Origin of the sequence: Lelliottia sp. RWM.1 (assembly GCF_016859735.1) — a bacterium.
In the GTDB taxonomy this organism is placed as follows: domain Bacteria; phylum Pseudomonadota; class Gammaproteobacteria; order Enterobacterales; family Enterobacteriaceae; genus Enterobacter.
In genome coordinates this window covers 135,172-148,812 of the sequence record NZ_WLVC01000001.1, presented here as the reverse complement: position 1 = coordinate 148,812, position 13,641 = coordinate 135,172, and the positions used below count along the sequence as shown (strand labels likewise).

The 13,641-nt window shown below is 52.8% G+C and carries 11 protein-coding genes and 1 other annotated feature; of the genes, 4 read left to right on the top strand and 7 right to left on the bottom strand.

Going from position 1 to position 13,641, the window contains the following annotated elements:
* Positions 1 to 102: 102 nt before the first annotated feature.
* The 5 genes from recR to GF617_RS00685 form a co-directional block, all read right to left on the bottom strand.
* Entirely contained in the window at positions 103 to 708 is a 606-nt protein-coding gene (recR, locus tag GF617_RS00705) for a recombination mediator RecR (protein ID WP_181622501.1), read from the bottom strand.
* Positions 708 to 1,040, bottom strand: coding sequence for a YbaB/EbfC family nucleoid-associated protein (locus GF617_RS00700; protein ID WP_003858972.1), 333 nt, complete (start codon positions 1,038 to 1,040; stop codon positions 708 to 710). The genes recR and GF617_RS00700 overlap by 1 nt, the downstream gene beginning before the upstream one ends.
* Positions 1,041 to 1,094: 54 nt before the next feature.
* Positions 1,095 to 3,026, bottom strand: coding sequence for a DNA polymerase III subunit gamma/tau (dnaX, locus tag GF617_RS00695; protein ID WP_203450845.1), 1,932 nt, complete (start codon positions 3,024 to 3,026; stop codon positions 1,095 to 1,097).
* Positions 1,701 to 1,765 (bottom strand) — a sequence feature (DnaX frameshifting element). (Overlaps the previous gene by 65 nt.)
* An 88-nt stretch (positions 3,027 to 3,114) precedes the next feature.
* A complete protein-coding gene (gene apt, locus GF617_RS00690; RefSeq protein WP_000127359.1) occupies positions 3,115 to 3,666 on the bottom strand; it encodes an adenine phosphoribosyltransferase in 552 nt (183 codons plus the stop codon).
* Positions 3,667 to 3,820: 154 nt separating this feature from the next.
* The gene (locus GF617_RS00685; protein ID WP_181622499.1) at positions 3,821 to 4,198 is read right to left on the bottom strand and encodes a DUF454 family protein; all 378 of its coding nucleotides are present in this window, start codon (positions 4,196 to 4,198) and stop codon (positions 3,821 to 3,823) included.
* A 50-nt stretch (positions 4,199 to 4,248) separates the two neighbouring features.
* On the opposite strand from GF617_RS00685, the gene priC reads away from it, so the two are divergent.
* Complete coding sequence (gene priC / locus GF617_RS00680; RefSeq protein ID WP_181622498.1) at positions 4,249 to 4,776, top strand: primosomal replication protein N''; 528 nt, start codon at positions 4,249 to 4,251, stop codon at positions 4,774 to 4,776.
* Positions 4,777 to 4,787: 11 nt separating this feature from the next.
* The gene (gene rsmS, locus GF617_RS00675) at positions 4,788 to 4,943 is read left to right on the top strand and encodes a pleiotropic regulatory protein RsmS (RefSeq protein ID WP_181622497.1); all 156 of its coding nucleotides are present in this window, start codon (positions 4,788 to 4,790) and stop codon (positions 4,941 to 4,943) included.
* Between the two features lie 51 nt (positions 4,944 to 4,994).
* Here rsmS and mscK read toward each other — a convergent pair whose 3' ends face one another.
* Positions 4,995 to 8,351, bottom strand: coding sequence for a mechanosensitive channel MscK (mscK, locus tag GF617_RS00670; protein ID WP_181622496.1), 3,357 nt, complete (start codon positions 8,349 to 8,351; stop codon positions 4,995 to 4,997).
* Positions 8,352 to 8,465: 114 nt separating this feature from the next.
* Entirely contained in the window at positions 8,466 to 9,119 is a 654-nt protein-coding gene (acrR, locus tag GF617_RS00665; protein WP_181622495.1) for a multidrug efflux transporter transcriptional repressor AcrR, read from the bottom strand.
* Between the two features lie 142 nt (positions 9,120 to 9,261).
* On the opposite strand from acrR, the gene acrA reads away from it, so the two are divergent.
* Positions 9,262 to 10,455 carry a multidrug efflux RND transporter periplasmic adaptor subunit AcrA gene (gene acrA, locus GF617_RS00660; RefSeq protein ID WP_181622494.1) on the top strand — a complete coding sequence of 398 codons (1,194 nt, stop codon included), beginning with the start codon at positions 9,262 to 9,264 and terminating at the stop codon, positions 10,453 to 10,455.
* A 22-nt stretch (positions 10,456 to 10,477) separates the two neighbouring features.
* Complete coding sequence (gene acrB / locus GF617_RS00655) at positions 10,478 to 13,627, top strand: multidrug efflux RND transporter permease subunit AcrB (protein ID WP_203450844.1); 3,150 nt, start codon at positions 10,478 to 10,480, stop codon at positions 13,625 to 13,627.
* Positions 13,628 to 13,641: the final 14 nt, after the last annotated feature.

The window sequence follows — 13,641 nt, the reverse complement described above, 5'->3', positions numbered from 1 at the left end:
ACCTCAACAATGCCATTTAATGGGGTTTTAAAACGTTGAGGGAGAGATGGGGATAAACGTTGAGAATTTCAAGCGGAGGCCGCGAATGCAGCCTCCGTTTGGTCAGAAAATAATCTTGTGACGCCCAGCCAAAGAGTGCGACAGCGTAGTACCGTCGACCATCTCCAGCTCACCACCGACTGGCACGCCGTGGGCGATACGACTCGCTTCGACACCATATTGCCCGCAAAGCTCAGCAATATAGTTCGCCGTCGCTTCGCCTTCCACCGTTGGGTTAGTGGCAAGGATCACTTCCGTGAGTGACTCGGACTCAAGGCGCTGTTCAAGGCGATCAAGACCGATGTCAGCGGGACCAATCCCATCCAGCGGAGAGAGGTGGCCCATCAGCACGAAGTAACGCCCTGAAAACTGCCCGGTCTGTTCGATGGCGTAGATATCCGCAGGACTCTCTACCACGCAAATCTGACCGTTTTCCTGGCGGCGCGGATTCGAGCAAATGTTACACACATCCTGCTCGGTAAACGTACGGCAATCCGCACAGTGGCCAATTTCTGACATGGCGCGGGTCAATGCCTGCGCCAGGCGCATCCCACCGCTGCGGTCGCGCTGCAATAGCGTAAACGCCATGCGTTGCGCCGACTTCGGGCCAACACCCGGCAAGCAGCGCAGCGCTTCCATTAACTGCGTGAGCAGCGGACTGGTTTGCATCAGAATGGCATCTTGAAGCCCGGCGGCAGTTGCATACCGCTGGAAACAGAGGCCATTTTCTCTTTCTGCGTTTCGTCGATACGGCGCGCAGCATCGTTAAATGCAGCCGCAACCAGATCTTCCAGCATCTCTTTGTCATCTTCGAGCAGGCTTGGATCGATCTCTACGCGACGGCAGTTATGCGCACCGTTGATGGTCACTTTCACCAGACCCGCACCGGATTCGCCAGTCACTTCCAGCTGAGCGATTTCTTCCTGCATTTTCTGCATTTTTTCTTGCATCTGCTGAGCCTGCTTCATCAGGCCACCCAGACCGCCTTTACCACCGAACATAGGCTTCTCTCTTCTTTCACGTTTAATGATTACAACCGTCAGTCAGACTCACGGTCAAATGGGCCGGATACTCTCTTCATCCAAATCAGCATCGAAAAACCGACGTAATGTCTGGATGTTGTTATCCGCGATAATCGACTCACGCGCCTGCGCGAGCTTCTCTTCATAAATGGCCTGACGCCATTCCAGTGGCGTACGCACCGCTGGATTATCATCTTCAATGATAGTCAATTCAACCGGTGAACCCTGTAATGTGGCGAGCGCCTCAGAGAGGACTTTTTGCGCACCAGGGGAATTAAGGTGGCGCTGGCTCGATCGCAAATGCAGGCGGATCTGCTCCCCTTCCTGCTCTTTCCAGGCATTGAGCGCAACTTGCTCCACCAGCTTCGGTAACTGCAGTTTGCTGACTTCAGCGGCCCAGGCATCACGCTCAATCGATTCTTCCGCGAGCTTTGCCGCCAGCTCAGGCGTTTTTTCATGCTCCAGCGCTTTTTTTAACGCTTTTGGCGTAGCGACCTCTTCCTTTACCTCTTCGGTAATGGTGGTTGCTTTCCAGCGATATGCCTCTTTCTTCGCCGGGGCTTTTTGCTCAAGCGCGGACGGTGCAGGACGCGACTGTACGCGCTCCGTAACCGATGCCAGTCGTTCAAGCGCGGCGTTATTTACCGGCCGCGCTCTTCCTGGCGCTGCCGGTTCACTCTTTTTTGGTTTGGTTGCTCCCTGCGCACGTTGCAACTGGCTTCGTGCGGCAAGCACCGAACTGGTGGCATCCGACAGCGGTACGTCCTGCCGCGGCGGCGGCGAAGATTGTGGCGGCGGAACCGGTGCTGATGTCATCACGGCCTGTGGCGCAGTGGGGACAAACGCGTGCTGCGGGGCTTCAGGCTCTGGCAACGGCATGCGCGGATGGAACGCCAGGGCGCGCAGCAGGGTCATTTCAACCCCCATCCGGCGATCGGGCGCATACGGAAGTTCTTTGCGGCCAATCAACAAGGTTTGGTAGTAAAGCTGTACGTCAGTCGGTGGAACGATGCGGGCAAGTTCGCGCATCCGTTGCTCAATCGCCACCATATCAGCGCCAATCGCCGAAGGAGAAAGCTGCAGCATCGCTACACGGTGCAGCAGACTGAGCATTTCCACCAGCAGCGCTTCCCACTCAACGCCACGTGCCGCCGCCGCATTGACCAGCGACATCACCCGCTCGCCGTTAGCCTCAATGACCGCTTCGATTAATGACAGAGCCTGGTCATCATCCAGCGTGCCCAGCATGGTGCTGACCGCTTCCGTTGAGAGCTTACCGTCGCCACTGGCGATAGCCTGGTCGGTGAGGCTTAATGCATCACGAAGACTGCCATCGGCTGCACGTGCCAGTAACTGCAGCGCACGCGGCTCATGAACAATCTTCTCTTCATCCAGAATATGTTCCAGCTGCGCGCGGATCTGTTCTACGTCTAACGCCTTGAGATGGAACTGCAGGCAGCGTGACAGAATAGTGACCGGCAGCTTTTGCGGATCGGTTGTCGCCAGCAGGAATTTCACATGCGCAGGCGGCTCTTCCAGCGTTTTCAGCAGGGCATTGAAGCTGTGACGCGATAGCATGTGCACTTCATCGATCAGATAGACCTTAAAGCGACCACGCGCTGGCGCGTACTGCACGTTATCCAGCAGATCGCGCGTATCTTCGACTTTTGTCCGCGAGGCGGCATCGATTTCAATCAGATCGACAAACCGCCCCTGCTCGATTTCACGGCAGTTATCACAGACACCACAGGGGGTGGCCGTGATCCCGGTTTCGCAATTCAGTCCCTTTGCCAGCAAACGGGCAATAGAGGTCTTACCGACGCCGCGAGTGCCGGAAAAAAGATAGGCGTGATGGATGCGTCCTAGCGACAAGCCGTTCGCCAGGGCAGTCAGCACATGTTCCTGACCGACAACGTCAGCAAAGGTTTGTGGTCGCCATTTACGGGCTAACACCTGATAACTCATGGGCAGGCTCTGCAACGCTGGAAGGTGAATTTATGGAGGGGAATGCTATCACAACCTCACCCATTGAGCGAGGTTGTGAAAACCGGGATTAGTGTCCCGGGAATGGCACCAGGCTGTAGCTGGTAATGCCCTGTTTTTCCAGGCGCTGCTCGCCACCCAGATCAAACAGATTGATGATGAATGCCGCGTCGGTCACTTCACCACCCAGACGACGGATCAGCTTAACCGTCGCTTCAATCGTACCGCCAGTTGCCAGCAGATCGTCAACCACCAGCACTTTATCGCCTGGTTTGATCGCATCAACGTGAATTTCAAGCTGATCGGTACCGTATTCCAGCTCGTAGCTTTCGGCAATCGTTTCACGTGGCAGTTTGCGCGGTTTACGTACTGGTACAAAACCCACGCCCATCGCCAGCGCCACCGGTGCGCCAAACAGGAAGCCACGCGCTTCCGTACCTACTACTTTGGTGATCCCGGCGTTTTTATAACGCTCAACCAGCAGTTCAATGCTGAGCGCGTACGCTTTTGGGTCTTCCAGCAAGCTGGTGACATCACGGAAAAGAATGCCAGGCTTCGGATAATCCTGGATGCTTTTGATGCTGTTTTTAAGATATTCAAGCTGCTGTGCAGTTGCGGTCATCGGTTTGTGCCTAAATGAAACAGTGTGACTCACAGCGCGCATATAGAGTCGGCCAAAGGTAACAATTGATTAACCTTTAACCAGGCGCACCTGTGCTCGAAAACGGTCGAATTTACTGGCTGCGCGCAAGAATTGCAACAGCCTTCATGATGCTTCAGTGCTTTTGTTGCTTTTCATCAACGACGGGGATCCGCCACATAAAGATAAGCAGGCAGGTTAAAATGACCAGCAGCAGGATTCGAACCCACATCATTTTCACCAGCCAGAGCGAGATCGCAAAGGTAATCAGTATCACGCCAATAGCGCGTGGCTTTGCGCCTGGCGGCATCGCCCGGTATTGTTGCCAATGGCGCAGATACCCACCAAACCATGAGCGATACATGAGCCAGTGGTGAAATCGCGGAGATGAGCGAGCAAAGCACCACGCCGCCAGCAAAATAAAGGGCGTCGTAGGCAGTAATGGCAAAACCACACCCAGCGTGCCGAGCACTACCGCAAGCCAGCCAATGATGATTAAAATAATACGCTGCATAATGCGAATCGTTATCAAACTGAACGGCTACTTTACCACTGGAGAGCGCATTGAAAACAGCCTTGCTTTTAGAGACCCTGCAAAATCAGCTAACTGCGCTGCGCGAACAGGCAACACCGCTGATGGCGCATGCGACGCTGAAACCGCGCTTTGACCGCCAGTTGTTTCGAACCCGCAGTACGCGGATAAAAGATTATCTTGATGAAACGCAGGGTAATCTTGAAGAGCTGCGTCATGCCGTCGCCAATGCACAGCAGGAACAGGTCGCCTGGCTGGCAGACCATCTTATCCAGCAGATGACGGCCCTGCATCGCGAAATGAGCGCCTGGCCGCTACGTACCTGGGATAATGCATCACCAGGCGTGCGAAAATGGCAGCGTAAACGTCTTGAAAACCAGGAGTTTGAACGCCGTCTTTTTGACATGAAACGTGAGCGCGAAAAACGGCTCAATGCCGCTGAAACACTGGAAGAACAGCAGTTATTAATGCGGGAAATTGCCGCGCTGGAAGGACGCCTCACCCGTTGCCGCCAGGCCCTGGATGAGATAGAACGCGTGATAGAACGCCTGACCCGCTAAAAGGAGCACAGATGTCGCTGGAAAATGCCCCAGATGAAGTCAAACTGGCCGTTGATTTGATCATGCTGCTGGAGCAGCATGAAATCCCGGTTGAAACGGTGCTAAAAGCGCTGGAAATTGTGAAGCGGGATTTCGAAGGGAAACGCCCTCCCCCCCTCTCTCCCTAAGGGAGAGGGAGAAAGTCGCTCCAGCCCGCACCTGACGCTCCTCATCTCCCTTTATGAGAGAGCGTTAGGCTGAGGGTCATCACCCTTAATGTCGCGTTTCACTTCTGTATGCTCATCACCCTTCTCATTACGCAGGTGTACTTCGAGCTGGTTGAAGGCGATGTTGATGTTATTTTCGCGACACAGGCGATCAATCGTCCGGTTAAGTTCGTCCACCGCATAACTGCGATCGCGCAGTTCACGCACGTACAGCCGTAACTCATGATCCAGCGTACTTGCACCAAACGTGGTGAAGAAGACCGATGGCGCAGGATCGTGCATCACTTTCGGGTGCTCTTGCGCCGCCTGCAGTAAGACCTCTTTCACTTTATCCAGATCCGATCCATAGGCCACCCCCAGGCGGATCACCACGCGGGTCACGGTATCAGACAACGACCAGTTGATCAGACGTTCGGTGACGAATGCTTTGTTCGGAATGATGACCTCTTTGCGGTCAAAATCGGTAATAGTCGTGGCACGAATACGGATCTTACTGACCGTGCCAGAGAATGTCCCGATGGTGACCGTATCGCCGATACGCACCGGGCGTTCGAACAGAATAATCAGGCCGGAGACGAAGTTCCCGAAGATTTCCTGCAAACCAAAACCGAGACCAACAGAGAGCGCGGCGGCCAGCCACTGCAGTTTGTCCCAGGATACGCCCAGCGAACCGAAGACCGTCATGGCGCCGGCGACCAGAATCACATAGTTCAGGATAGTCGTGATCGCATAAGACGAGCCCTGGCGCATATTCAGGCGAGAAAGCACCAGCACTTCCAGCAAGCCCGGCAAGTTGCGAATCAAAGCCCAGGCGACCATCGATGAAACAAGCGCAAAGAGCAAACTGCCCATTGTGACGCTTTTCATCACAGCCGCCCCCGCTTCAGTGCCGCTGTATTGCCACAGAGTAATGCTGTCAAGATAGGCGAAAACGGTAATTAAATCCGACCAGATTGCCCAGAACATCACACCGAACAACGCCACCATCACCAGCATGGTAATACGCAACGTTTGCTGGTTAACCTGCTCAAGCGCGATCGTCGGCTCTTCCTGAGGTTCTGCGCCTTCAGCCCCCTCTTTCACCATATTCTGGCGACGAGCCAGGGCTCGGCGATAGGCAATACGGCGAGCAGCCACACTCAAGCCACGGAGCACGGTCTGATACAACAGATTCCAGATGATCACCAGATAGACGGTTTCAATCCAGCGACCGGACAAGCGCAGCGTTGTGTAGAAATAACCGGTTGCGGTAAGCACCATCAGCGCCAGCGGAATAATCGCCAGTACGGTAACGGTGATCAGACGAATATTGTGCGACTCTTTATCGCGCCAGCTATCGCGGCACATTGGCCACATCAGGACGGCAATAAGCAGCAGGTTAAGCAGGATAACCAGTTGTCCCAACACATCGTCCATCAGATGCAGAGGGGAGAGTTCTGCCACCACAGACCAGAAATGCAACGGCAGCAGCGCCAGGCTGATGCGCACAATCTGGCGACGCCAGTGGCTGGTCAGCTGTTCTGGCATGTTGAAATGCCGTACCGCCACGCCATCTTTTTCCAGTACCTTCCAGCACAGGCCGAACACCAGCCAGAACAGCGCCAGTTTTTTGCTGAATGCCCATAACAGATCGCTGATGTTGAGTTGCATCGTCAGCAGAATCAGGCCAACAGCCAAAATAATCAGACATACCGGCAATGCGCGAATCAGGTCGATTAAAATCGCTTTCGGCGTATGGAGCTGGCTGTCGTTACGCAGTTGTCCCACGTCATGGGCCAGCTTCGCCTGGTATTGCTTCAGCCAACCAAGTCGCCAGCGGATTAACCCGGCAATCAGCAGGAGCGGTAAACCAGCAAGGAAAGCGATCATGACCGCAGGCCAGGCTTTCTCCCAGTTCACGGTAATTTTCATACTCTTGATCTGGGATTTCAGGGTTTCCGGGAAAGATTTAATCCAGTCCCAGTCCATAGGTTTGTTACTGTTCACCCAGAAGATTTGCTGAGTCAGGATCTCTTGCAGGTTTTTAGACACACTGACTAACTGCTGCTGATTGATCTGCAGGTTAATCGCCATCATCAGCTGGTTGCCAAGCTGTTTGTTGAGCTGGTCGAGCAGCTCACGGCGCATATCGACCACCTGCAACAATGCATCGTGAACTTCGCTGTTCACTTCGCTGGAGTGGCCTTCTTCCAGTTTGGCCACAAAGGTATCACTCTGGAAAAGCGTGTCACGTTGCTGGTTTACGTCAAATTGTTCCAGACGTAAATCGGCAATACGATTGGTCATATCTTCCAGCTCATCCGCGGATGGCAGCGTCTGTTGTTGCTGGTAGAGAATACGTGACAGCAGGAGACTGCCTTTCAGGACGGCAATCTGCTCTTTAATGTTACGTTCAGCCTGTAGCGCGCGATCCAGCCAGTTTTTCACTTTGATATTTTGCTGGACCAGCGTGTTACCGCTTTCTGTTGCCTGAATCAGGCGCTGGCTGAGTTGATGGTTAACATCAAGCTCCTGCTTAACCAGTGGATTAGCCTGAATACGCGCTGTCTCGTCCGGCGACACGGCTTCCTGAGCCGTTTTTTCCGTCAGCGTAAGACGTTTACTGTTTACCGCCTCCTGCAACAGCTGAAGCTGGTGCTCAAGGCGATTAATGTTAGCCGTGACGTAATCACGCTGTTTTTGCAACGTATCCTGCAACACCGTATTGCCTTCCAGGCTCTTACGTTGCTGTTCTATTTGTGCGTTAAGCAACGTTTGCTGGATCTGCAACAATGTCTGCTGAGTGGGACGTAAAGCCCCTTCTCCCACGCTCGTACCATTCAGACGATTACGGATTTGCTGTAATTGCTGAGACGCAGCATACATCGCGTTTTGCACACGCTCAGGCTGGGTTTGCAGTGACACGAGCTGGCTGTTGTAGGTTGCCAGATCGGCCTGAGCCGTCTGCAAATCGTCGAGTGATTGGGTGACTCGTGACTCCAGTTGGCGCAACGAGAGTGTCGCCAGCGTTTTGCGGGTTTCATCATCATTATCAACGTCGCTCAGCCCACTGAGCGCATCCATCGCCTTGCGCATAGTGTCTGGCGCTTGAGTGACTTTCTGACGAAGCTGAGCCGTTTCGGCTTTCACCCGGTCAATTTTATCTAGCGTTTCAAGCGTTTCTGTCAAATCCTGCTGAATCAGTTTTTCCTGAGCCGACAAATTTTTCTGTTTATTCAGGGCATCAAGCTGCGACTGAACGTCAGCCCGCGTTGGAATATCATTGGCATTATCCGCGCGAGCATAGGAAACAGACGCTGTAGCAAAGAAAAACAGCATGGAGAAAAGAAATGCAAAAACAATGTGTTGCGATCGAGTGTAGTGCTGCATATTCATGAATGTGATGTGAGAAGATGACCGAGAATAGTCGTGCGCGAAGAATATCATGTCAGCCCTGAGCAGAATAGCGTGAACAGAAACGTCCTGGATAATTCCTGGCCAGGTTTAAGCAGGAAGAGGCGTCGGCCCACTGCGCAAAGTTGGGCAAAACTGACACATTTCGAGCAAAATCTCGACATAATTGCGTGCTTCCTGCTTCAGGTCGAACGACTGCGGGGCAAATAGCCAGTTCTCCATCAGACCCGAAATGTAGCTACGCATCAGGATTGCGGTTCTCCGTGTCAGAAGATTTGCCGGTAACATTTTTGCCTGAATACACTGGTTAAGCGTCAACTCGATACGGTCATAGCTTTCCAGACAGAGGCTTCGTTGTGCCTGCTGTACCACTGCCATTTCTCCGACAAACTCGCATTTATGGAAAATGATTTCCATCATCAGGCGGCGACGCTCTTCAACAACTGTAGCTTCAAGGATATATACTAATATTTCTCTTAGAACTGAGAGTGGATCGTCGGGGAATTTTGCCCGATACTCAGTCTCTAGATCACCAATACTGGACTCTGAAAGCTCCCAAATTTCACTAAATAAGTCTGACTTGTCTTTGAAATGCCAGTAAATCGCTCCCCGCGTGACGCCTGCGGCCTGAGCAATCTGTGCCAACGAGGTTGATGAGACGCCCTGCTGAGAGAACAAACGCATAGCCACATCGAGTATGTGTTGCCGGGTTTCAAGCGCTTGTTGTTTGGTTTTTCGTGCCATACGTCAGTGATTTTACAGGAGTCAGATTTACATACATTTATGAATGTATGTACCATAGCATGACGATAATATAAACGCAGCAATGGGTTTTTGGACATTTGATCCATTGATCAATTTGAAATCGGACACTCGAGGTTTACATATGAACAAAAACAGAGGGTTAACGCCTCTGGCGATCGTTCTGATGCTCTCAGGCGGCTTAGCGCTTACAGGATGTGATGAGAAACAGGCTCAACAAGGAGCGCAGCAGATGCCAGAAGTTGGTGTCGTGACGCTCAAAACCGAACCTCTCCAGATAACAACAGAATTACCAGGCCGTACAAGTGCTTACCGCGTTGCTGAAGTTCGTCCTCAGGTCAGTGGCATTATCCTGAAACGTAACTTCACCGAGGGTGGTGATATTCAGGCGGGTGTTTCTCTGTATCAGATTGATCCAGCAACCTATCAGGCCGCTTATGAGAGTGCTAAGGGCGATCTGGCGAAAGCAGAAGCTGCAGCCAAAATTTCGCAACTGACGCTCAATCGCTACAAAAAACTGCTGGGCACGCAGTATATCAGCCAACAGGATTACGACACTGCAGTGGCTGATGCACAACAGGCCAATGCTGCCGTCGTCGCTGCGAAAGCTGCGGTTGAAACTGCTCGAATTAACCTGGCTTATACCAAAGTGACCTCGCCTATCAGCGGCCGTATTGGTAAATCTGCGGTAACTGAAGGCGCGTTAGTCCAGAACGGACAAGCCACTGCGCTGGCAACCGTGCAGCAGCTTGACCCGATCTACGTTGACGTAACCCAATCCAGCAACGATTTCCTGCGTCTGAAACAAGAGCTGGCGAATGGCACGCTGAAACAAGAAAACGGTAAAGCCAAAGTGGAACTCGTTACCAATGACGGTATCAAGTTCCCGCAGTCAGGCACGCTGGAGTTTTCTGACGTTACTGTCGATCAGACCACGGGTTCCATCACCTTACGTGCGATTTTCCCTAACCCTGACCACACGTTGTTGCCAGGTATGTTTGTTCGCGCACGCCTGGAAGAAGGGACTAACCCAACCGCACTTTTGGTTCCTCAACAGGGTGTAACCCGTACGCCGCGTGGCGATGCGAGTGCGCTGGTTGTGGGTGCTGATGACAAAGTCGAAACACGTAATATCACTGCATCGCAGGCGATTGGCGATAAGTGGCTGGTGACGGAAGGTCTGAAAGATGGCGATCGCGTGATTGTTACTGGTTTGCAAAAAGTACGTCCTGGCGCGCAGGTAAAAGCACAGGAAGTCGCTTCTGACAATAAACAACAAGCCGCAGCTGATGGCCAGTCAGAACAAACCAAGTCTTAACTTAAACAGGAGCCGTTAAGACATGCCTAATTTCTTTATCGATCGCCCCATATTTGCGTGGGTGATTGCCATTATCATCATGCTCGCAGGGGGTCTGGCGATCCTGAAACTGCCCGTAGCGCAATATCCGACGATTGCGCCTCCGGCTGTTTCGATCACCGCAACCTACCCTGGGGCGGATGCTAAAACGGTGCAGGATACCGTTACTCAGGTTATCGAACAGAACATGAACGGTATCGATAACCTGATGTACATGTCCTCAAACAGTGACTCAACCGGTACAGTCCAAATCACCCTGACCTTCCAGTCAGGTACAGATGCGGATATCGCGCAGGTACAGGTGCAGAACAAACTGCAGCTGGCTATGCCATTGCTGCCGCAGGAAGTACAACAGCAGGGTGTGAGCGTCGAGAAATCGTCCAGTAGCTTCCTGATGGTTGTCGGCGTTATCAACACCAACGGCACAATGACGCAGGAAGATATTTCTGACTACGTCGGCGCAAACATGAAGGACGCCATTAGTCGTACTTCTGGTGTAGGTGACGTTCAGCTGTTTGGTTCTCAGTACGCTATGCGTATCTGGATGGACCCGAATAAGCTTAATAACTTCCAGTTAACGCCTGTTGACGTGATCAGCGCAATTAAAGCGCAGAACGCCCAGGTTGCAGCCGGTCAGTTAGGCGGTACGCCGCCGGTGAAAGGCCAGCAACTTAACGCCTCGATTATCGCGCAAACGCGTCTGACCTCAGCGGATGAATTCAGTAAAATTCTGCTGAAAGTGAATCAGGATGGTTCACAGGTTCGCCTGCGTGACGTCGCGAAAGTGGAACTGGGTGGCGAAAACTACGACATCATTGCGAAGTTTAACGGTAAACCAGCATCCGGTCTGGGTATTAAACTGGCGACGGGTGCAAACGCCCTGGATACGGCGACCGCTATTCGTGCTGAATTGAAGAAAATGGAACCTTTCTTCCCGTCCGGCCTGAAAATCGTTTATCCATACGACACCACACCGTTCGTGAAAATCTCTATTCACGAAGTGGTGAAAACGCTGGCAGAAGCGATCATCCTGGTCTTCCTGGTCATGTATCTGTTCCTGCAAAACTTCCGCGCGACGTTGATTCCAACCATCGCGGTTCCGGTTGTCTTGCTGGGGACATTTGCCATTCTGGCGGCCTTTGGCTTCTCGATAAACACCCTGACGATGTTCGGGATGGTCCTGGCGATAGGCTTGCTCGTCGATGACGCCATCGTGGTGGTGGAAAACGTCGAGCGTGTCATGTCAGAAGAAGGGCTACCGCCGAAAGAAGCCACGCGTAAATCAATGGGCCAGATCCAGGGCGCATTGGTGGGTATTGCGATGGTGCTGTCTGCGGTATTCATCCCGATGGCCTTCTTTGGGGGGTCAACCGGTGCGATTTACCGTCAGTTCTCCATTACCATCGTGTCGGCAATGGCACTGTCCGTACTGGTTGCGTTAATTCTGACCCCAGCGCTGTGTGCCACCATGCTGAAACCGATCGCGAAAGGCGATCATGGTGAAGGTAAGAAAGGCTTCTTCGGCTGGTTTAACCGCATGTTTGATAAGAGCACGCACCATTACACCGACAGCGTAGGCAATATCCTGCGCAGCACCGGTCGTTATCTGCTGCTCTACATCATCATCGTGGTCGGCATGGCTTATCTGTTCGTTCGTCTGCCAAGTTCATTCCTGCCAGATGAAGACCAGGGCGTATTCCTGACCATGGCGCAGCTTCCGGCGGGTGCATCGCAAGAACGTACCCAGAAAGTGCTGGATGAAGTGACCAATTACTACCTGACGAAAGAAAAAGCTAACGTTGAATCCGTGTTTGCGGTTAACGGCTTTGGTTTTGCAGGTCGTGGTCAGAACACCGGTATTGCCTTCGTCTCCCTGAAAGACTGGAGCGAACGCCCAGGCTCAGAGAACAAAGTCGAAGCGATCACTGGTCGTGCAATGGGAACCTTCTCGCAGATTAAAGATGCGATGGTGTTCGCCTTTAACCTGCCAGCGATTGTTGAACTGGGTACAGCAACCGGTTTTGACTTCCAACTGATCGACCAGGCGGGTCTGGGTCACGAAAAACTGACGCAAGCGCGTAACCAACTATTTGGCGAAGTGGCAAAACACCCTGACCTGCTGGTCAGTGTTCGTCCAAACGGTCTGGAAGATACCCCGCAATACAAGATCGATATCGATCAGGAAAAAGCGCAGGCATTGGGCGTTTCCATTAGTGATATCAATACCACGCTGGGCGCTGCCTGGGGCGGTAGTTACGTCAACGACTTCATCGACCGCGGTCGCGTGAAGAAAGTATACGTGATGTCCGAAGCCCAATACCGTATGTTGCCGAACGACATCAATAACTGGTACGTGCGTGGCAGTAATGGTCAGATGGTTCCGTTCGCCGCCTTCTCGACTTCTCATTGGGAATACGGTTCACCTCGTCTGGAACGCTATAACGGCCTGCCATCGATGGAAATCCTCGGTCAGGCAGCACCAGGCAGAAGTACCGGTGAAGCCATGAACCTGATGGAAGAGCTGGCAAGCAAACTGCCTGCCGGGATCGGCTATGACTGGACGGGAATGTCTTACCAGGAACGTTTATCTGGTAACCAGGCCCCAGCCCTGTATGCGATCTCGCTGATTGTGGTCTTCCTGTGTCTGGCAGCATTGTATGAGAGCTGGTCAATTCCGTTCTCGGTTATGCTGGTTGTTCCGTTAGGGGTTATCGGTGCGCTGCTTGCAGCAACGTTCCGTGGTCTGACGAACGACGTCTACTTCCAGGTGGGCCTGCTGACAACCATTGGCTTGTCGGCGAAGAACGCGATACTTATCGTTGAATTCGCCAAAGATCTGATGGACAAAGAAGGCAAGGGCCTGATTGAAGCGACGCTGGAAGCTGTTCGTATGCGTCTGCGCCCTATCCTGATGACGTCGCTGGCGTTCATCCTTGGGGTTCTGCCGCTGGTAATCAGCTCTGGCGCAGGCTCCGGTGCACAGAATGCCGTTGGTACAGGCGTAATGGGTGGGATGGTTACCGCGACTGTACTCGCTATCTTCTTTGTTCCGGTGTTCTTCGTGGTGGTCCGCCGCCGCTTCAGCCGGAAAAGTGAAGATGTTGAGCATAATCACTCAGTAGAACACCACTGATACCGGTTTCACCC

What these genes read in the sequence shown, in the direction of transcription:
- mscK (WP_181622496.1), bottom strand. Translation starts at nt 8,351, where the DNA reads ATGCAGCACTACACTCGATCGCAACACATTGTTTTTGCATTTCTTTTC.
- acrB (WP_203450844.1), top strand. Translation starts at nt 10,478, where the DNA reads ATGCCTAATTTCTTTATCGATCGCCCCATATTTGCGTGGGTGATTGCC.
- GF617_RS00685 (WP_181622499.1), bottom strand. Translation starts at nt 4,198, where the DNA reads ATGCAGCGTATTATTTTAATCATCATTGGCTGGCTTGCGGTAGTGCTC.
- acrA (WP_181622494.1), top strand. Translation starts at nt 9,262, where the DNA reads ATGAACAAAAACAGAGGGTTAACGCCTCTGGCGATCGTTCTGATGCTC.
- recR (WP_181622501.1), bottom strand. Translation starts at nt 708, where the DNA reads ATGCAAACCAGTCCGCTGCTCACGCAGTTAATGGAAGCGCTGCGCTGC.
- rsmS (WP_181622497.1), top strand. Translation starts at nt 4,788, where the DNA reads ATGTCGCTGGAAAATGCCCCAGATGAAGTCAAACTGGCCGTTGATTTG.
- dnaX (WP_203450845.1), bottom strand. Translation starts at nt 3,026, where the DNA reads ATGAGTTATCAGGTGTTAGCCCGTAAATGGCGACCACAAACCTTTGCT.
- apt (WP_000127359.1), bottom strand. Translation starts at nt 3,666, where the DNA reads ATGACCGCAACTGCACAGCAGCTTGAATATCTTAAAAACAGCATCAAA.
- GF617_RS00700 (WP_003858972.1), bottom strand. Translation starts at nt 1,040, where the DNA reads ATGTTCGGTGGTAAAGGCGGTCTGGGTGGCCTGATGAAGCAGGCTCAG.
- acrR (WP_181622495.1), bottom strand. Translation starts at nt 9,119, where the DNA reads ATGGCACGAAAAACCAAACAACAAGCGCTTGAAACCCGGCAACACATA.